Source organism: Pseudomonas sp. HP_12 (assembly GCF_055283955.1).
This window is the reverse complement of the sequence record NZ_JBTOQG010000036.1, coordinates 1-20,262: the sequence shown is the minus strand read 5'-3', so window position 1 is coordinate 20,262 and position 20,262 is coordinate 1. Positions and strand designations below refer to the sequence as shown.

The 20,262-nt window shown below is 62.9% G+C and carries 14 protein-coding genes; 3 read left to right on the top strand and 11 right to left on the bottom strand.

Going from position 1 to position 20,262, the window contains the following annotated elements; genetic code table 11:
* Positions 1 to 338: 338 nt before the first annotated feature.
* Both ACYASU_RS20270 and ACYASU_RS20265 read left to right on the top strand, forming a co-directional pair.
* Entirely contained in the window at positions 339 to 530 is a 192-nt protein-coding gene (locus ACYASU_RS20270) for a hypothetical protein (protein ID WP_463583845.1), read from the top strand.
* Positions 527 to 757: a hypothetical protein gene (locus ACYASU_RS20265; RefSeq protein ID WP_463583844.1), complete on the top strand. Its 231-nt coding sequence runs from the start codon at positions 527 to 529 to the stop codon at positions 755 to 757. Before ACYASU_RS20270 ends, ACYASU_RS20265 begins: the two co-directional genes overlap by 4 nt.
* 29 nt (positions 758 to 786) lie before the next feature.
* On the opposite strand, the gene ACYASU_RS20260 is transcribed toward ACYASU_RS20265, so the two are convergent.
* From ACYASU_RS20260 to ACYASU_RS20210, 11 genes are all read right to left on the bottom strand, one after another.
* On the bottom strand, positions 787 to 1,392 hold the full coding sequence (locus ACYASU_RS20260; protein WP_463583846.1) for a glutathione S-transferase: 606 nt from the start codon (positions 1,390 to 1,392) through the stop codon (positions 787 to 789).
* A 32-nt stretch (positions 1,393 to 1,424) separates the two neighbouring features.
* Positions 1,425 to 1,934: a peptidylprolyl isomerase gene (locus tag ACYASU_RS20255; RefSeq protein ID WP_037013702.1), complete on the bottom strand. Its 510-nt coding sequence runs from the start codon at positions 1,932 to 1,934 to the stop codon at positions 1,425 to 1,427.
* Positions 1,935 to 2,035: 101 nt separating this feature from the next.
* Entirely contained in the window at positions 2,036 to 5,683 is a 3,648-nt protein-coding gene (locus ACYASU_RS20250; RefSeq protein ID WP_463583843.1) for an AAA family ATPase, read from the bottom strand.
* Positions 5,680 to 6,921: an exonuclease SbcCD subunit D C-terminal domain-containing protein gene (locus ACYASU_RS20245; protein WP_463583842.1), complete on the bottom strand. Its 1,242-nt coding sequence runs from the start codon at positions 6,919 to 6,921 to the stop codon at positions 5,680 to 5,682. Before ACYASU_RS20245 ends, ACYASU_RS20250 begins: the two co-directional genes overlap by 4 nt.
* Before the next feature lie 68 nt (positions 6,922 to 6,989).
* Positions 6,990 to 8,684, bottom strand: a complete 1,695-nt coding sequence (locus ACYASU_RS20240) for a BatD family protein (RefSeq protein WP_463583841.1) — start codon at positions 8,682 to 8,684, stop codon at positions 6,990 to 6,992.
* Positions 8,681 to 10,414, bottom strand: coding sequence for a VWA domain-containing protein (locus ACYASU_RS20235; protein ID WP_463583840.1), 1,734 nt, complete (start codon positions 10,412 to 10,414; stop codon positions 8,681 to 8,683). The genes ACYASU_RS20240 and ACYASU_RS20235 overlap by 4 nt, the downstream gene beginning before the upstream one ends.
* Positions 10,411 to 11,478: a vWA domain-containing protein gene (locus ACYASU_RS20230; protein ID WP_463583839.1), complete on the bottom strand. Its 1,068-nt coding sequence runs from the start codon at positions 11,476 to 11,478 to the stop codon at positions 10,411 to 10,413. Before ACYASU_RS20230 ends, ACYASU_RS20235 begins: the two co-directional genes overlap by 4 nt.
* Positions 11,471 to 11,962, bottom strand: coding sequence for a DUF4381 domain-containing protein (locus ACYASU_RS20225; protein ID WP_463583838.1), 492 nt, complete (start codon positions 11,960 to 11,962; stop codon positions 11,471 to 11,473). Before ACYASU_RS20225 ends, ACYASU_RS20230 begins: the two co-directional genes overlap by 8 nt.
* A complete protein-coding gene (locus tag ACYASU_RS20220) occupies positions 11,959 to 12,903 on the bottom strand; it encodes a DUF58 domain-containing protein (protein ID WP_172611290.1) in 945 nt (314 codons plus the stop codon). The genes ACYASU_RS20225 and ACYASU_RS20220 overlap by 4 nt, the downstream gene beginning before the upstream one ends.
* Before the next feature lie 4 nt (positions 12,904 to 12,907).
* Positions 12,908 to 13,867, bottom strand: coding sequence for an AAA family ATPase (locus ACYASU_RS20215; protein ID WP_037013687.1), 960 nt, complete (start codon positions 13,865 to 13,867; stop codon positions 12,908 to 12,910).
* 187 nt (positions 13,868 to 14,054) lie between these two features.
* The gene (locus ACYASU_RS20210; protein ID WP_463583837.1) at positions 14,055 to 14,417 is read right to left on the bottom strand and encodes a hypothetical protein; all 363 of its coding nucleotides are present in this window, start codon (positions 14,415 to 14,417) and stop codon (positions 14,055 to 14,057) included.
* Between the two features lie 741 nt (positions 14,418 to 15,158).
* On the opposite strand from ACYASU_RS20210, the gene ACYASU_RS20205 reads away from it, so the two are divergent.
* Positions 15,159 to 20,015 (top strand): NAD-glutamate dehydrogenase, encoded by a 4,857-nt coding sequence (locus ACYASU_RS20205; protein ID WP_463583836.1) that lies wholly within the window; start codon positions 15,159 to 15,161, stop codon positions 20,013 to 20,015.
* Positions 20,016 to 20,262 lie beyond the last annotated feature (247 nt).

Here is a 20,262-nt window from a genome sequence, read left to right as displayed (position 1 = left end):
AGGGGTGGGGCGAGGTCTCCCACGGTCTGTACTGTTGCAGCAGTCAGATGCGAACTGTTCGTCCCACCACCCCTTCAAGTCTAACCATACAAGCGAGCTTGCTCGCGAAGACTGCATTTCAGCCTCTGGAGATTTGGCGGATGTCCCAGCCTATTCGCGAGCAAGCTCGCTCCCACTTGGATTGATGTAAATAGGACCAATGCGTTGGTCTATCAGCCTGATTAATTTCCCAAATAATCAACTCCGTCGATCTCTTGAATCGCTAGCCATCGTTTTTTAATGACAATAACTTCAAGCATTCTGGGCGCCTGAAACAGACACGTCCCGGAGCTTCAATCATGGCCACTGCCATCCTCAATTCAATCAAACACGGCGCTTATACCGCCATCGCGTTGTATGTGGTTTTCATCGCAGTGGTTACCGTCATCAGCACGAACCCACAACTCAATGCTGCGTCGCCAATATCGACGCAAACAGCGTCAGTTGAACTTAATCGCGCGGCTGTTCAGTCCCAGGGGCGTGCGTCGTGAAAGGCGCGAACTTCTGGGTGATTGTGTTCTTCGCACTGATCAACAACGGCTGCTCATTGCTCGGCCATGGCGAAGGGTCGGTGGGCGGTGTGGCGCGCAGCATGGAGTTCAAGACCGAGGTCGCGGAGGCGGTCGAGATGCAGCGCTCGCAGAAGCTCAACGCCGGCAATCCGCCGCCACGGCACAGCGAGATGATTTCGCCGATCTTTCAGTTCGAAGTGGTTTAGCGAAGGGGTTTAACCAGTAACCAACACAGTCACAATCCGCGCTTGGCCATCGCATTGATGAACAGGTCCGAGGCGAGAAATCGCTGTAACCAGCGTTGCAGGTGGGGGTAGGGGCTTTGCCAGAACCAGTCCGCATCCACCGCGCAAAATTGCCGTATGAAGGGCGCTATGGCGATGTCGGCCAGGGTCAGTCGATCGGCGATCAGAAAGTCCCGTGACGCCAGTAATTCGTTCAGCCTGCGCAGAAACCTCTCACCCCGCTGGCGGTATTCTTCCTGCGTGAATTCGGGATAACGCACGGCGTATTTGTAGTGATCCAGATCCTGTTTGAAGCGGCTGTCGTTTTCCGCGATCAGCGCGGCGATCTGTTGCTGACCTTCGACGTTGCGTGCGAGGGACCAATCGTCCGGGTCATGCTGCGCCAAGGCCCAGTGCATGATGTCCAGACTCTGCTCCAGCACCCGGTCTTGCAGCACCAGAACCGGCACGGTGCCTTTGGGTGAGCGTTCGAGCATTTCAGCCGGTTTGGCCTTGAGGCTGACTTCCACGGTGTGCACCGGTACGCCGCAATACCCCAGCGCCATGCGAGCGCGCATGGCGTAGGGGCAGCGGCGGAACGAGTAGAGCGTCGGCACCGTCGATTCAGCGTGAGGCGCCGACGTCATGCTCAAGCCTCGGTCAGTTCGCCGCAATCGGCGATGACGACTTTCTTGCTGGTGCGGCCGGATTGCGAACCCAGCGCTTCGATGGCCTTGACCACGTCCATGCCTTCGATGACTTTGCCGAAGACGACGTGTTTGCCGTCCAGCCATTCGGTGACGATGGTGGTGATGAAGAACTGGCTGCCGTTGGTGTTCGGGCCAGCGTTGGCCATCGAAAGGTCACCTGGGGCGGTGTGCTTGAGGGTGAAGTTTTCGTCTTCGAACTTGTTGCCGTAGATCGACTTGCCGCCGGTGCCGTTGTGGTTGGTGAAATCACCGCCCTGCAGCATGAAGTTCTGGATCACGCGGTGGAAGGACGAACCCTTGTAGCTCAGGCCGTCGCCTTTTTCGCCGGTGCACAGCGCGCGAAAGTTTTCAGCGGTTTTCGGAACGACGTCGTTGTGCAGCTCCATGACGATGCGGCCCATTGGCTCGTCGTTGGCAGTGATGTCGAAAAATACTTTTGAGTTTGCCACGTGGTTTTACCTTCTTTCGAGTTTGGCGCGACTGTCGCGCAAGGGATACAGGGTTGCACAGAAACGCCATCGGGCGCTTCCGTGCGTCGTGAAAAAACGGATTAGCCGCTGCTGACCTCGACGGTGCTCAGGCCATTGCCCTGACGCCGCACCTGAATCTGCACGGGGATGCGCTCGTGCATTTCCTGCACGTGGGAGATCACCCCGACCTTGCGGCCCTGGGCCTGCAGCCCGTCGAGGGCGTCCATGGCCAGTTGCAGGGATTCTGGGTCAAGGCTGCCGAAGCCTTCGTCGATGAACAGCGATTCAATCTTCAGCGTGCTTGAAGCCATGGACGCCAGGCCCAGCGCCAGGGCGAGGGACACCAGGAAGGTTTCACCGCCCGAGAGCGAGTGAACCGAGCGAAGTTCGTCGCCCATTTCGGTGTCCATGACCAGCAAGCCGAGCATGCTGCCGCCGCGTTTCAGGCGATAGCGACGCACTAGTTGCTTGAGCTGCGCGTTGGCGTGGTGCACCAGCAGATCGAGGTTGTAGGCCTGGGCGATCTTGCGGAACGTATCGCCGGTGGCGGAGCCGATCAGCGCGTTGAGTCGGCCCCAGCGCAGATATTCAGCGTGTGCGTGGGCGATGCGCTCCTGCAGCTCGCTGCTGGCGTCGCGACGGCGGTTGTCTTCGCTGACCTGGGCGCGCAGGTCGGCGCACAGTTGATCTTGAATCACCGATTGCGCCTGCGCTTCGGTCAACTCGGCCAGTAACTGCTCGGCGTCGCCACTGTCGCTGTGCCGGGCCTGATGCTGCTGCAACTGCGCCGCGCGCTCTGCCACCAGAACCCTGGCTTGCTCCAGGGCTTTTTCGCTGGACTGCAATTGCTGACGCAACGCGCCAACGCTGTCGTCGCTCATCCCCAGCAACACCTCAAGCGCGGCATCGTCGAGCTCGCTGTGGCTGCTGCGCCACTCGGCGATCTGCCGTTCGAGTTCTCCCAGCTCCTGTTCAAGGGCCTGCAAGCGCTGTTGCTCACCCTCCAGCTCTGCGGTGAGCTTGATCAGTTCGCTGCGCGCCGCTTGCAGTTCATGGGCGATGGCGTTTTGCGCCTCCCGCGCCTGCTCGACCGCCTGCTCAAGGGCGTGCTGCCAGCGCTCGGGTGACGCGTGGTCGCCGAGGGTCTGCGCCAGTTGCTGTTGCACCGTCTGGTGTTGGTGCTGACGGGCATCGAGTTGAGCCTGCAACTTTTGATGTTCTGCCGCGCGACTTTGCTGGGCGGCTTGCTCGCGCTCGAGTTTTTGCGCGCGCTCGCTGTGATCCTGCAGCTCGGTCTTCTGCTGATCGAGCTGCTCGACACGGGCGGCAATGTCGTTGTCCAGCTGCATGAAGCTCTGGGTCGCCGACTCGCGCCACTGGCTCAAGCTTTCGGCAGGCAGCAGCGGCTCAAACTCCTGCAGCGCCGCTTCGAAGCCCTGATTGTCGAGGGCGATATGGCGTTGCTGATCGTCCAGCAGCTTCATCGCCTGCTGACTGGCCTCGCGCGCATCGAGCACCTGCTGCTGCAGGGACTCGGCGTCCCGCTGCACTTTCAGCAAACGGGTCTGGCGCTGTTCGGCGCTGAGGATGTCCTCAGCCAGCTGATGCAGGCGTTCGCTCAGCCAGTCGCCGCGCAGGTGCTCGGGTTGCTCCAGCAAACGCGGATAGACCGGGTGAGCTTCCAGTTCAGGCGCCAGTCTTTCCAGCTGTTCGGCCAGTTGGTCCTGCTGCGGTTTGGACTGCTTGAGCTGGTTATTGAGCTCGGCGACTTCGGCGCGCAGCTCGGCGAGCTTTTCACTGAGCTGCCCGACGGTTTGCCGGGCGCGTGCTTCTTCGCCGTCGTCGTGCCCCGACAGCGCTTCAAGCAGCGCGGCGGACTGGTGATAGGGATGTTCTTCGCTGCCGCACACCGGGCACGGTTGCTGATCGACCAATTGCTCGCGCAGTTGCTCGACACTGGCGCTGCGGGCCAGGCGCTGGCGTTGCAGCAGTTCAACGGTGACCTTCAGCGCCTGCTCGGCGGCTTCGTGTTCGGCCTTGAGTTTCAGGCCTTGGGCGATGCTTTGGGCGCGACGCTCGGTGGCCTGCTGCTGGCGGGTTTGCACGTCGAGCAGGCGGCCGGCGACGTCCTGATGGCGCTGCAACAGACGTTCAAGTGAGTCGCTGGCGCCGTGCTGCTGGCGGTTGTCCTGCAGGAGTTGTCCCAGCCGTTCGATCTCATGGCTGACCGCGTCGGCCTTGACCTCGGCGTCGTCGTACAGCGCCTGCAACGCGCTGCGGCGCTCGCTTAGCGTCTGCTCGGCGAGGGTGGCGCTTTTCTCCAGCTGCGGCAGCTCGGCACGTCCCTGAATCAGGCGCGCGCTGAGCTGCACGGTTTGCTGAAGACGCGGCCGGTAGGCGCTCCACGACTGACTCAGCGTGGTCAACGACGCGCTCTGCTCCAGCTGCTCGGCGATGGCCTGCAAACGCCCTTCGACCTGGCGTTGCTGCTCGGCCAGTTGATCGAGGGTCGACTGACCTTCGGTGCTGGCCTGCTGCGCGGCACGCGTGTGCTCGCCGAGTTGTTGCAGCTCCTGATTCAGATGGTTGAGCTGGGCCTGCTGCTCGAACGCTTCACTCAGGGCCGGCCGCGCATTGAGCAGTTGTTCCTGCGCTTGCTGCAACGTGCCGTCGGCGCTGATGCGCTTGCTGTCCAGGTCGGCGCTGCGCCCATCAAGCCCGGTTTGCTTGAGCTGGTGGGCCTGAATCGCGGCGGTGAGCGGCGCGAGCTGAGCTTGAAGCCTGGACCGCTGACCGAACAGATGCCGCTGTGGCGCCAGACGCTCCAATAACGCGAGCTGCTGACGATCGGCGCTGTGTGCGTCCCATGTCTGCTGGGCGCTGGCGAGCTGTTCGTTGGCCGCCTGATGGCTGTCCCCCAGGCGATTCAATTCCTTGAACCACTGCTGCTTGAGCTCCAGCTGGCGCAGGTGCGCCTGTTGCAGTTTCAGTTGCTGCTGAGCGTCGTTGAAGCGCTGCTCAAGCTCGGCGCGCTGCTCAGGCTCCATCGGCGTCAGCGTGCCGGCCTGGGCCTGAAGGGTTTTCAGCGCTTCTTCGGCTTCCTTGCTTTTGCTGTAGGCGCGGCGGCCCAACTGGCTGTAGATTGCCGTGTCGGTGAGCTTCTCCAGCAGTTCGCTGCGGTCTTTGTCGTCGGCCTTGAGGAAGGCGCTGAACTCGCTTTGCGCCAGCATCACCGCCCGGGTGAACTGCTCGAAGTTCAGCCCCAGTCGCGCTTCGAGCAGGGTCTTGTACTCGGTCTTGTTCTGCGTGCTGAGAATCTGCTCGCTGTCCAGGTCGATCAGCGTCTGGCGGCTGGCCTGGAGTTTTTTCGTGGCGTTGTCGCGGGCGCGGTTGGCTTCCCAGCGCGCGCGATACCGGCGCTTGTCGATGCCGACGAAATCCACCTCGGCGTAACCGCTGCCGGTGCCGCGACGCAGCAGGTTGCGCGGATCGTTGGTGCTGATATCCCCGTCGATCTCCGGCACGCGGGACTGGCCGATGTTGTTCAGCCGGGGGATCGCGCCGAACAGCGCCAGGCACAGGGCATCCAGCAGCGTGCTCTTGCCCGCGCCGGTGGGGCCGGTGATGGCGAACAGGCCGGCGCTGGCGAGGGGCTCGGCGGTGAAATCCAGCTCAAACGGGCCAGCCAGCGAGGCGAGGTTTTTCAGGCGAATGGCGAGGATCTTCATGGCTGCTCGCTCTCCAGCTGCACGTCCTGAAGCAGGGTCGCAAAGTCCTGCAGCGTCTGTTCTTCGACCTCGCTGCCGTAACTGTCCTGCCAGGCACGGCTGAACAGTTCTTGGGGGCTCAGTTGGTCCAGCTCGATCAAGTCCTGGTTGGCGTCTTCATCGCGACCGCCCTTGCCAGCGTATTCGGCGGCAATGCGCACCAGTCGCACGGCCTTGCCTTCCAGCGCGGCCTCAATCTGGTTGCGAAGATCCGGCTGCGGCTCGTCCAGGCGTACGCGGACTTCGAGCCATGGTTGACGGTCGACGTCGGCCAGCAGGTCGATGTCCGGGAGATCCCGCAGTTGCAGCAACAGCTCGGCCAAGCTTGCCGGGCCGACCCGTTGCAGGTTCACGGCGCGGGGGATCAGCAGCGGTTTGACGCTGACCAGTGTGTCGCCGTCGCACTCGATTTCGAGGATCTGGTGCTGGTAGCCGATTTCCGAAAACGACAGGGGAATCGGCGAGCCGCAGTAGCGAATGCGGTCTTCGCCATTGATTCGCTGGGGTTTGTGCAGATGACCCAGGGCCACGTAGGTGATGCTCTCGCCGAACAGGCTGGCGGGCAGGGCTTCGGCGTTGCCGATGATCAGGCTGCGTTCGGAGTCTTCCGACACCGAGCCGCCGGCCATGTGCGCGTGGCTGATAGCGATCAGCGCCTGGCCTTTCTTGCGCCGCTGGTTTGCGGCGGCGATGAGCATTTCGTGGACCTGCCCGATGCCGCGCAGATAGTTATCGCCCAACGCGGCGCCGGTTACTTCGGCGGGGCGCAGGAAAGGCAGCGCCAGGCACCAGCCGACGACTTTGCCCTTGGCATTGCTCAGTGGCAGCAACAGGCGATCGACGTCGAGCACGCCATCGTCGAGCCAGAGCACCCGGCCCAGGGCGTGGGTGCGCAGGCGTCGCATCAGCGGCGCGGGCAGTTCGATGCGCGAGCCGGAGTCGTGGTTGCCGGCGATCATGACGATGGTCAGCTGCGGGTTCTGTTCGTGGGCGCTGACGATGAAGTCGTACAGGCGCTCCTGGGATTTGACCGGCGGATTGACCGTGTCAAAGATGTCGCCGGCGATCAGCAGGACATCCGGTTTGCGCTCGGCCAGACGGGACAGCAGCCAGGTCAGAAAGCTGGCGTGTTCGAAATCTCGCTCCTGACCATGAAGGTTCTGGCCGAGGTGCCAGTCGGAGGTGTGGAACAGACGCATGGGGGTACCTTGGTTTAACGATCAGCCTGTTTTCCAGCGTTGCCGGAAAACGCGCTGATCGATGGAAATCATTTTGGATACAGCGGCGGCAGGCTGTCGCCTCCGTTCGGGTCCTGGGGGTTCTCGATGGCGGGCAGCGCTTTGACGGCGCGCCAGAGGTCTTCGCCCAGCCACAGTTTTTCGGTCTCGCTGTACAGCGCGCCATTCAATCCGTCCAGCGCATGGGACAGCGGCACGAAGCGCGCGGCCATGTCGGCCAGAGTTTCCGGTTGTTGACGGGCCCAGGCGTCCAGCGCCTGGCGGGTGGCGTGGGGGTCGTTGGCCAGGCACGCGCGTTTCAGGTCGTCGAGCACTGTACGCGGACTCGGCCCCGTTTGCGCGACCCGGGCCAGCGCCGGTTGCCAGCGCCCGCGCCACCACAGGCCGAAGCCCAGCAGCGTGGTGAAACTCAACAGCACCGTGCTCAACTGCCACGGCCACACCGGCGGGCCAATCACCGTCACATTACCGTTGTCGCTCACGGGCGTGTCCACGGCGAACGCCGGATTGGGGCTGACCTGCAAGGTGCGGGCGGGCAGGGCGCTGTGCTCCAGGTGATCTTCCTGGGTGTTCCACCAGACCAGATCGACAGCGGGAATCTCGATGGCGCCGGGACGATTGGGCACCAGCGCCTCGCGTTCCTCACGCACGCCGGTCAAGCCGCGCTCACCGGCCTGATTGCTCAGTTGCGGCTGGTCCGGGTAGCGCCGCAACGCGCTGACGTCGGTGGCAGGCAGCGGCGGCAACTGCGCGCTGGACAGCCCTTCGGCCTTCAATTGCAGGGTGCGGGTGAGGGAATCGCCGACCTGGCTGTGGGCAGGTTCCGGGCTCCAGTTTTCACTGAGGCTGACGCTGCGCGCCGGCAGCCATGGCGTATCGGCGGGGTAGTGCGCCGGTTGCGGCTTGACGTCGAGGGTCAGGGGCAGCGACGTCACGTGCATCAGTCGGCCGGGTTTCGGCCCGCTGGCAATCGCGCCGGGCGCCATGGCGGCGGCCGCAGCGGCGTCGGTGGTGTCCTGAACCAGCGTGGCGCTGAACGCCTGGGCGGGGATGGTCAGCGCGCCGCTGTGCTGCGGGTAAAGCGCATAGCGCATTTCGATCACGCCGTGGCGAATGCCATTGATCTGCTTCTCGTACGTGCGCGTGTCACCAAGCTTTTCGATGCGCGCGTCGGGCACTTGCAGCGGTGTCAGGCTGCTGTCGTCGAACAGCGACACCGAGTGGTAGATGCGCACGGTGAGCAAGACCTGCGCCTGAACATACACGCTGTCCTGGTCAAGGCTCGCTTCCATGAATACCGGGGCGAGCTTCTGCTCCTGACCCTGGGCGGCCGGACCGACATCGACCACTTGCAGCACGATCGGCTGGCTGGTCATTTCGCCCAGCTTCAGCGGAGGGATTTCAATCGAGCCGCTGTGGCGCGGCATCAGCGTGATCAGCCAGCGGGTCGTCGCGTGAACATTGCCTTCCAGCGTGGTCAGGCTGTTGAGCTGGCGGGTGTCGCGGACCTCGAAGTCGGCGTCCAGCGCGCTCATGTCCGGTCGGCCGAAGACGGTGGCGTCGTCGGTTTCAAGGGTCAGTTCGACGGTTTCGCCGGTGTTGACGCGTGTGCGGTCAACGCTGGATTGCAGCGTGGAGCCTGCACTGTCGGCCTGGGCCAGCTGCGCCACCAGGGCGAACAGGCACCACATTCCTGCGATCAGCAACCTGTGCAGACGACTCATCGGGTTTTTTCCTGATGCTGCTGTTGTTCGTACCAGAATTTGCGCCGCAACAGCTCCCCGGGTTCGTCGGGGATCTGCCGCAGCCATTGTTCGAGCGCCTGTTTCTGCTCGCCATCGATCTGTCCGTCGGCCGGTTTTCCGGAGGCACGCGCCGGCTCGTCGCTGTCGGACCCTGCGCCGGAAGCCTGCTCGTCGGCGGCGTTTTGCTGATCGCTGGCCGAGCGGTCGGCATCGGCATCCTGCTGGGCTGACGGCGCACTCGATGACGACTGTCCGGTATTGCCTTCGCGGGCATTGTCGGCGTTCTCGTCACTCTTCGCCTTCTCGTCCGCTTTCGCCTGGTTCGACGCCTTGTTCTGCTCCAGGACGTGTTCCACCAACGCCTTGTTGGCTGACGCCGCCGGGAAATCCGGTTGTCGCTCCAGCGCCTGTTCATAGGCGTCGATGGCGGCTTCCAGCTCACCGCTTCGGGCCAGTGCATTGCCGCGATTGTAATGGTCGGCGGCGCTGCTGCCCTTGGCAAAGCGCTGGACGGCGCCGGCATAGTCACCGGCCTGATACAGCGCGACGCCTTGCCACTGCGGATCCTCGAAATGCCGAGCGGCTTCCGCCGGATGATGACGCTTGAGCAAGTGTTCGCCCTGTTGGTCGGGGCGGCGCCACAGGTCTTCGAAACCGAAGGCATAGCTGGGTTGCGGCACGGCCATCAGCAACAGCGGCAGGCACAGCAACCAACCGCGTCGCCCGGCGCAACCGGCCAGCAGCAGAAGCGGCAGCAGCAACCAGTAGCCCTGATCGGCCCAGCGGTCGAGCCGCACCTTCTGGCCCTGGCTGATCAGGCTCTTCGGACCGTCGAGCAGACCGAGGTCGTTCAGGTCCTGATTATCCAGGCGCAGCGAGGCATAGCGACCGCCCATGCTGTCGGCGAAATCCTTGAGCACCGGCCCGTCCAGACGCGGCACAAGGATGCCGCCCTGGGCGTCCTTCAGGAAACCGCCTTTCTCTTGGGTGACCGGCGCGCCTTCCGCGGTGCCGACCCCGAGCATCAGTAAAGGAGGGGCATCGCGTCCGGTCATCGCGGTGCGAATGCCCTGACGCTCGGCGTCGCTGAGGGACGAACCGATCCACAGCAGCCGCCCTTGGCCCAGGTCACCCTGTTCCAGCAAATCCAGCGCCTTGCGTACGGCAAGGTCCGCGCGCTGGCCGGCTTCTGGCATGATCGACGGCTTGATCGCATCCAGCAGGTTTTTGCTGGTCGCCAGATCATCGGACAGCGGCACCAGGGTGTGGGCGCTGCCGGCGTAGACGATGATCGCGGTCTGTGAATCGCTGCGCGCCTGTAACAGATCGAGCAACTTGCGTCGCGCCTGTTCGAGTCGGGTGGGCGGGCTGTCAGCCGCGAGCATTTCCGGGGTCAGCTCCAGCATCACCACCAGTGGATCGACCGGCCGTTGGCTGTTCTGCTCAACCCGCTGCCAGCTCGGCCCGAGCAGTGCCACTAGAGCCAGCAACCAGCCTAGACCCAGCACCACCCACGGCAATTTGCTTTCCCGACCGCCGCCGCCGCTGAGCAGGGCGGAATGAAAGGCGCTGGGAATGATCATCTGCCAGCGCCCGACGCGCTTCTGCCGATTCCATAACCGCCACAACAGCCAGCCGAGCGCCGGCAGCATCAGCAGCCACCCCGGGCGCGACCAATGGGGCCATAGACTGGAAAGGAATTCGATCATGGGCGCCTCGTCAGGCGCTTCAAGTGCTGACGCCACTGCGTACGCCACACAATCGTCGGCCGGCGCGCGAAGAAGCGATAAACCGCGTTGTTCGGCCAGCGCTCCTGAACCACCAGCAGCAGGCTCAACAACAGCGCCATCGTCAGCGGTACGTGATAAAGCGCCCGCGCCGGACGTGCCTGGGTCGGTTGTTGCGCTACGGGCTCCAGCCGGTCCAGCGCCTTGCCGATGCCGGCGAGCTCGGCGCCGTTGCACGCGCGGAAATACTGGCCACCGCTGACTGCGGCGATTTCCCGCAGCGCGGGCTCGTCCAGATCCAGGCTGGGGTTGAGGCCGAGAATGCTGGTGGCGCCGTTGTCGGGATCGGCGCCGATGCCGATCGGGTAGATTTTCACGCCTTCGCTGGCGGCCAGACGCGCGGCGGTTCGCGGGTCGATCTGGCCCGCGTTGTTGGCACCGTCGGTGACCAGAATCAGCACGCGGCTCTGGGCCGGACGCTGGCGCAGACGCTTCAACGCCAGCCCGATCGCGTCGCCAATGGCGGTGTTCTTGCCGGCAATGCCGATGCGCGCTTCGTCCAGCCAGACCCGCACAGTCTTGCGGTCGAAGGTCAGCGGCGCCTGCAGGTACGCCTGACTGCCGAACAGAATCAGGCCGATGCGATCGCCCTGACGGTGCTCAAGAAAGTCTCCCAGCAGCATTTTCACCAGGGTCAGCCGGCTGACCTCGTCGTTTTTCCAGACCATGTCCGGGTAATCCATCGACCCCGACACGTCCACCGCCACCAGCAGATCACGCCCGCTGGCGGCAACCGGCAACGGCTCGCCCAGCCATTGCGGGCGGGCGGCAGCGACCAGCAGCAGGAGCCAGACGGTAATGAATGGCAACTGGCGCCGCCAGCCCGGCAAACGGGTTCGGGCGCGGCGACCGGCGAGGCCTTCCAGCTCGGGGAGAAAGCTGATTTTCAACGCCGCTTCGCCGCTGTCTGCGGCGGGTAGCACGAAGCGCATCACCCAGGGCAGGGGGAGGAGGGCGAAAAGCCACGGCCAGGCGAATTCAAACATGCTTGCGAATCCAGGTCTCGACAGACTGGGTCAGGCCGTTGATGGCCTTGTCGTCGAGTTTGCATTCCGGCTTGTAGGCGCCCTCGACGAGGATCATCCAGCGCGTGAGGCCGGCGGCCGGACAGCGGTTGTCGAGAAACGCCAGCCATTTGCGGCCGTTGAGGGTGTGGCTCTGGCTGTAGGGGTAGTGATTGCGGCACAGGCGCTTGAGCAGACCGTTGATCTGTTGCAGCCAGGCACCGGCCGGGGCGCCGTCGTAGGGTTTGGGCATCTGCGCGAGTTCGACCAGCGCGGCCTGGCGCAGCGGGTCCAATGGCTCGACGGTGTCGCTGCTGGTCTTTTTCGGCAGCAGCCTGCGCGCGCGCCACAGGCCGTAGCCCAGCGCCGGCAGCAGGATCAGCAACAGCCACCAGCCCGGCGCGGGCGGCCAGAACCCGACCGGCTCCGGCAGGATCAGCGGTTGCAGCTGGTCCAGCGCACTCATGGCTGTTTCACCGGACGCTGGCCGTTGAGGTATTCGCGCAGTTGCTCGACCATTTCACGCTGGGTGCTCAGCGGCATCATCAGCACGCGCAGCTTCTGCGCCAGCAATTCCCAGCGCGCCTGACGCGCCTCGCCCTGGGCACGGTAGCTCTGACGCAAGTCGGCGTTAAGCGTGTCGAGTTCAAGGTGCGCCCCCCGGTCAGCGAAGCGCAGTAAACCGGCGGCGGGCAACGCGTGATCCAGCGGATCGGACAGCGGCAGCAGCAACAGGTCGCAATGCCGGGACAGCAGAGTCAGCTGTTGTTCTGCGGAGTCGGACAACGCGCGCTCGTCGCACAGAATGATCGCCAGACTGCCCGGGCGCATGACTTCCCGCGCGCGGCGCAGCGCCACGCCGAAGGTGTCACGGTCGGCAGCGGCCTCGGTGTGCAGCGACTGATTGACCCGCACCAGCCGGTTCAGCAGTTGCAGCAGGCTTTGTTTGCTGCGTCGCGGTTTGATTTCGTAATGCTCGTTGTCACCGAACACCAGCCCGCCGACCCGGTCGTTGTGGCCCAGCGCGGCCCATCCCACCAACGCGGCGGCCTGGGCGGCGAGGACTGATTTGAACATCAACCCGGAGCCGAAAAACAGGCGGCGGCTTTGCTCGACCATGATGAAAATCGGTCGCTCGCGTTCTTCGTGAAACAGTTTGGTGTGAGGCTCCTGCGTGCGGGCGGTGACGCGCCAGTCGATGGTCCTCACGTCGTCGCCGGCCTGATACACCCTGACCTGATCGAAGTCGACGCCGCGCCCGCGTAGCTTTGAGTGGTGCAGACCGATCAACGGGCTGCGCTGGCTGGGCGTTGAAAACAGCTGCACTTCCCGCACGCGATGACGCATCTCAATGAGGTCGGCGAGGCTGATGCGGATGCCCGGTTGGGAGATCAGATAGGGTTGCATGGGCTCAGGCGACGGCCACGACGTCGAGAATACGCTGGATCACGCGGTCTTGATCGATGCCGGCCGCTTCCGCTTCGAACGACAGGATGATGCGATGACGCAGCACATCGAAGACCATCGCCTGGATGTCTTCGGGGCTGACGAAATCGCGCCCGGCCAGCCAGGCGTGGGCGCGGGCGCAGCGGTCCAGGGAAATCGAACCGCGGGGGCTGGCGCCGTAACCGATCCACTCGGCCAGCTCGGCATCGAACTTGGCGGGCGTGCGGGTCGCCATCACCAGTTGCACCAGGTATTCCTCGACGGCATCGGCCATGTACAGACCGAGGATTTCCTTGCGCGCGGCGAAAATCGCCTGCTGGCTGACCCGGCGCTCGGGCTTGGTCTCGCCGTTGAGCGCTTCGCCCCGGGCCTGCTGGAGAATCTTGCGTTCGACGGTGGCGTCCGGGAAGCCGATCTTGACGTGCATCAGAAAACGATCGAGCTGCGCTTCGGGCAGCGGGTAGGTGCCTTCTTGCTCGATTGGGTTCTGCGTCGCCATCACCAGAAACAGCGGCGACAGGTCGTAGGTACTGCGCCCGACACTGACCTGACGCTCGGCCATCGCCTCCAGCAAGGCAGATTGCACCTTGGCCGGCGCGCGGTTGATTTCGTCGGCGAGCACCAGATTGTGGAAGATAGGGCCTTGCTGAAACACGAAACTGCCGGTTTCCGGACGATAGATCTCGGTGCCGGTGATGTCGGCCGGGAGCAGGTCGGGGGTGAACTGAATGCGATGGAACTGCGCTTCGATGCCTTCCGCCAGCTCTTTGATCGCTTTGGTCTTCGCCAGACCCGGCGCGCCTTCGACCAGCATGTGGCCGTCGGCCAACAGCGCGATCAGCAAGCGCTCAACCAGTTTCTCCTGCCCGAGAATCTGGGTGGAGAGAAAGGTCCGCAGCGCGATCAACGCTTCACGATGTTCCATCGATGACAGTTCCTGGCAGGAGAGGCAGCAGCGCCAAGTGGCGCCGAAGCTGGGGGCGTTACTTTAATCCATCGCAGGGGCGCCGACTAATCGGCCGGCGGGTTTTTTCGGCTTTTCAGCAAAGGACTGGGCTAAAACAAGAACTGTCTTACATTTGCGTCAATTGCCGCCCGGTGCTGCCGGGGTCTCAGTTGATCTGGCTGACGTACGTCCCGACACCGTTGAGGATGATCCGCAACGTGGCGTTCAGGTCGGCCAACTCATTGGCAGGTGTGTTGTGGCTAATGTCGTACGTGGTGTCGCCGCCCAGGGGTTCGGCATCGTTGGCGTCGATCTCGACCAACAGCCGGGTGGCGCTCAGGGTGACGGTGATGTTGTCTTCGACATGGACAGTGTCGTCACGAAACGTGATATCGACCTCATCCTCATCGGGGAAACGCGCGAGCAGAAACAGATCACCGGTGCTGCTGCCATGGCAGCAGGCCAGCGCCATATCATCCTCCTCCTCGTCGCATGGGTTGTAGATGAAGCTGTCGGTGGTCATTTGCATGGCGGTAACTCCCGTGGATGGGTTCAGGGCAGGGATGGATTTTGCCAGTCCTGTGAGAGATTTGCTGAAGATTGCGGAGGGTGGTGGGCCGAGTGGTTGGGTGGAGCCTGACCTGATGCGTTCGCTCCATTATTGACAGCGACCAAACCGGCCTCTTCCCGGCTAAAGCCGGTCCCACTAGAAAAGCATCGCGTACACCCTGTGGAACCGGCTTCAGCCGGGAAGCTTTTGATCTGCTCCATGCTCTTGATCTTCATACGCAAAAAGTCCAGTCACCGCCAATCGCGACTTGGGTGAAGGAACCCTGACGAAGGAAGGGCCAAACCGAGAGCAGGCACCCTTGGTTACTTGGGGTGCTTTTCCAAGTAACTCGCCGAAGGCGAAACCCGAGGCCGTTAGGCCGACGCCCTTGATCTCCTCCTAGCCGCACCGCGTACCTCGGGGACAGATTAATTTACGATGAAGCGCTGTAAATAAATCAGTCCCCTCAACCCGATGTCCGAATATGTCGCAGCATCGCAAGCAGATTCAGGGCGCCACTCGTTAAGCTGCACCCACGCCGAACAAATGTGACGGCACACACACCAAAAGCGTTAGTAAAACAGGCAACGCGAAGCGCGACGCCCCCTGTCACGTTATGCTGACTATCATCGACCAGACGCAAACGAGACAAACACACAAGCTCCACCCGACACACGCATCTCTCCTATATAAAAGCTCAAGCCAATCGGAGTACCACAGATGGCGTTCTTCACCGCAGCCAGCAAGTCCGACTTCCAGCACCAACTGCGAGCGGCACTGGCTCAGCACATCAGCGAACAGGCACTGCCACAAGTGGCGCTGTTCGCCGAGCAATTCTTCGGCATCATCTCCCTCGACGAACTCACCCAGCGCAGACTCTCTGACCTGGCCGGTTGCACCCTCTCGGCCTGGCGCCTGCTCGAACGCTTCGAGCACGGCACGCCCCAGGTCCGCGTCTACAACCCCGATTACGAACGTCACGGCTGGCAGTCCACCCACACCGCCGTCGAAGTCCTGCACCACGACCTGCCCTTTCTGGTCGACTCGGTGCGTACCGAACTGAACCGCCGCGGTTACAGCATCCACACGCTGCAGACCACCGTGCTGAGCGTCCGCCGTGACGCGAAAGGCCAGTTGCTCGAACTGCTGCCAAAAGGCACCACCGGCGGCGACGTCCTGCAAGAATCGCTGATGTACCTGGAGATCGACCGTTGCGCCAATGCCGCGGAGCTGAACGTGCTCGCCCGCGAACTGGAGCAGGTGCTGGGCGAAGTCCGCGTTGCCGTTGAAGGCTTCGAGCCGATGAAAGCCAAGCTCCACGAGCTGCTGGTCGGCATCGACGCCACCGAATACAACATCGACCCCGAGGAGAAATCCGAGGTCAAGGTGTTCCTCGAGTGGCTGGTGAACAACCACTTCACCTTCCTCGGCTATGAAGAATTTACCGTCGACAACGAAGGCGAGGGCGGTCAGCTCCAGTACGACCCGTCGTCCTTCCTCGGTCTGACCAAACTGCTGCGCGCAGGGCTCACTGCCGAAGACCTGCACATCGAAGGCTATGCAGTGAAGTACCTGCAGGAGCCGACCCTGCTGTCCTTCGCCAAAGCCGCGCACCCGAGCCGCGTGCATCGCCCGGCGTACCCGGACTACGTGTCGATCCGCCAGATCGACGCCGACGGCAAGGTCATCAAGGAATCGCGCTTCATGGGCCTGTACACCTCGTCAGTGTATGGCGAAAGCGTGCGCGCCATTCCGTACATCCGCCGCAAGGTTGCCGAAGTCGAGCGCCGTTCCGGCTTCGACGCCAAGGCCCACCTGGGCAAGGAACTGGCGCAGGTGGTTGAAGTGCTGCCCCGCGATGACCTGTTCCAGACCCCGGTGGACGAGCTGTTCACCACCGTCATGTCGATCGTGCAGATCCAGGAGCGCAACAAGATCCGCGTGTTCCTGCGCAAAGACCCCTACGGCCGTTTCTGCTACTGCCTGGCCTACGTGCCGCGCGACGTCTATTCCACCGAAGTCCGTCAGAAGATCCAGCAAGTGCTGATGGATCGTCTGAAGGCGACCGATTGCGAGTTCTGGACCTTCTTCTCCGAGTCGGTACTGGCGCGCGTTCAGCTGATCCTTCGTGTGGACCCGAAAGTCACCCTCGACATCGACCCGCAGCAGCTGGAAAACGAAGTCATCCAGGCCTGCCGTTCGTGGAAAGACGACTACGCCAGTCTGGTCATCGAAAGCTTCGGTGAAGCCCAGGGCACCAACGTTCTGGCCGACTTCCCGAAAGGTTTCCCGGCAGGCTACCGCGAGCGTTTCGCCGCACACTCCGCCGTGGTCGACATGCAGCACGTGCTGAGCCTGTCCGAAGCCAATCCGCTGGTGATGAGCTTTTATCAGCCGCTGTCGGGCGACAAGGCGCAGCTGCACTGCAAGCTGTACCACGCTGACACGCCGCTGGCGCTGTCCGACGTGCTGCCGATTCTGGAAAACCTCGGCCTGCGCGTGCTCGGTGAATTCCCGTACCGCCTGCGCCACACCAACGGCCGCGAATTCTGGATTCACGACTTCGCGTTCACCTACGGCGAAGGTCTGAAACTGGACCTGCAACAGCTCAACGACACGCTGCAGGACGCCTTCGTCCACATCGTCCGTGGCGAAGCCGAAAACGACGCCTTCAACCGTCTGGTGCTGACGGCCGGTCTGCCGTGGCGCGACGTGGCGCTGCTGCGTGCCTACGCGCGTTACCTGAAGCAGATCCGTCTGGGCTTCGACCTGGGTTACATCGCCAGCACGCTGAACAACCACGCCGACATCGCTCGCGAGCTGACGCGTCTGTTCAAGACCCGCTTCTATCTGGCGCGCAAGCTCAGCGGCGGCGACCTCGACGATATGCAGCAGCGTCTGGAGCAGGCGATTCTGACCGCCCTGGACGGCGTGCAAGTGCTCAACGAAGACCGCATCCTGCGTCGCTACCTTGACCTGATCAAGGCGACCATGCGCACCAACTTCTATCAGACCGACGCCAACGGCCAGAGCAAGAGCTACTTCAGCTTCAAGTTCAACCCGCGCCTGATCCCAGAGCTGCCGAAGCCAGTGCCGAAGTTCGAAATCTTCGTCTACTCGCCGCGCGTCGAAGGCGTGCACCTGCGCTTTGGCAACGTGGCCCGTGGCGGCCTGCGCTGGTCCGACCGTGAAGAAGACTTCCGCACCGAAGTGCTGGGTCTGGTCAAAGCCCAGCAAGTGAAGAACTCGGTCATTGTGCCGGTCGGCGCCAAGGGCGGCTTCCTGCCCCGTCGTCTGCCGACCACCGGGACCCGCGATGAAATCCAGGCCGAAGCGATTGCCTGCTATCGCCTGTTCATTTCCGGTCTGCTGGACATCACCGACAACCTGAAAGAAGGCGCGCTGGTGCCGCCGGCCAACGTCGTGCGCCACGACGACGATGACCCGTACCTGGTCGTCGCCGCCGACAAAGGCACCGCGACCTTCTCCGACATCGCCAATGGTATCGCCATCGACTACGGCTTCTGGCTCGGCGACGCCTTCGCTTCCGGCGGCTCGGCGGGTTACGACCACAAGAAAATGGGCATCACCGCCAAGGGCGCATGGGTCGGCGTGCAGCGCCACTTCCGCGAGCGCGGCATCAATGTGCAGCAGGACAGCATCAGCGTGATCGGCGTCGGCGACATGGCCGGCGACGTGTTCGGCAACGGTCTGTTGATGTCCGACAAGCTGCAACTGGTCGCGGCCTTCAACCACCTGCATATCTTCATCGATCCGAATCCGGACCCGGCGAGCAGCTTCGTCGAGCGTCAGCGTCTGTTCGACCTGCCGCGTTCGGCGTGGACCGATTACGACACCAGCCTGATGTCCGAAGGCGGCGGTATCTTCCCGCGCAGCGCGAAAAGCATCGCGATCACCCCGCAGATGAAAGCGCGCTTTGACATCACCGCTGACAAGCTGACCCCGACCGAACTGATGCACGCGCTGCTCAAGGCGCCAGTGGATCTGCTGTGGAACGGCGGCATCGGCACCTACGTCAAGGCCAGCACCGAATCCCACGCGGACGTCGGCGACAAGGCCAACGATGCACTGCGCGTCAACGGCAATCAGCTGCGCTGCAAAGTGGTGGGCGAGGGCGGCAACCTCGGCATGACCCAGCTGGGCCGTGTCGAATTCGGCCTGATGGGCGGCGCGACCAACACCGACTTCATCGACAACGCCGGTGGTGTGGACTGCTCCGACCACGAAGTAAACATCAAGATCCTCCTGAACGAAGTGGTCCAGGCCGGCGACATGACCGAGAAGCAGCGCAACCTGCTGCTCGAAAGCATGACCGACGAAGTGGGCAACCTCGTTCTCGGCAACAACTACAAGCAGACCCAGGCCCTGTCCCTGGCGGAGCGCCGTGCCTACGAGCGCATCGCCGAGTACAAGCGCCTGATGAGCGACCTGGAAGCGCGCGGCAAGCTGGACCGCGCCATCGAGTTCCTGCCGGCGGAAGATCAACTGGCCGAGCGCATCGCCGAGAAGAAGGGCCTGACCCGGGCCGAGCTGTCGGTGCTGATTTCCTACAGCAAGATCGACCTCAAGGAAGCGCTGCTGGAATCCCGCGTTCCGGATGACGACTACCTGGCCCGCGACATGGAAACGGCGTTCCCGCCGTCACTGGGCGCGAAGTTCTCCGAGTCGATGCGTCGTCACCGTCTGAAGCGCGAAATCGTCAGCACGCAGATCGCCAACGACCTGGTCAACCACATGGGCATCACGTTCGTGCAGCGACTCAAAGAGTCGACCGGCATGACCGCGGCCAACGTGGCCGGTGCTTACGTGATCGTGCGTGATATTTTCCATCTCCCGCACTGGTTCCGTCAGATTGAGGCGCTGGACTACAAGGTCCCGGCCGAGATTCAACTGGCGTTGATGGATGAGCTGATGCGTCTGGGCCGTCGCGCGACGCGCTGGTTCTTGCGCAGCCGTCGCAACGAGCTGGACGCGGCGCGTGATGTGGCGCACTTCGGTCCACACATCGCGGCGCTGGGTCTGAAGCTGGACGAGTTGCTGGAAGGCCCGACCCGTGAGGTCTGGCAGACGCGATATCAGGAGTACGTGGCAGCCGGCGTGCCGGAGTTGCTGGCGCGGATGGTGGCGGGTACGAGTCATTTGTACACGCTGTTGCCGATCATCGAGGCGTCTGATGTGACCGGTCAGAATGCAGCGGATGTGGCGAAGGTGTATTTCGCGGTGGGCAGTTCGCTGGATGTGACGTGGTATCTGCAGCAGATCAGTGCGTTGCCGGTGGAGAACAATTGGCAGGCGCTGGCCCGTGAGGCGTTCCGTGATGATATCGATTGGCAGCAGCGGGCGATTACGGTGTCGGTGTTGCAGATGGCGAATGGTCCTGCGGATGTCGAGGAGCGTTTGAGTCTGTGGCTGGAGCAGCATTTGCCGATGGTCGAGCGCTGGCGCGCGATGTTGGTGGAGTTGCGTGCGGCAAGCGGTAACGATTATGCGATGTATGCGGTCGCTAACCGTGAGTTGCTGGATCTGGCGATGAGTGGGCAGACGGCTGTGGTGTGATGGTTTAGTCGTCTGTAACTGAAAGCCCCGCGTTGAGAGACGCGGGGCTTTTTTATGGTCTCTTGGAGACTGTCGGCGTTCTGAAGGTCAAGAGCGTCTGCCTAACGGCAGACATTTCGCCTTCGGCGAGTTACTTGGGACTGTCAGATTTTTTGTGTGCGGGCTGGTAGCGGCCTGCCGTTAGGCAGGCCGTGCTTTTACCAGGTCGGCCTGATAAATCGATCTCCGTACAGAATCGCAAATTGAT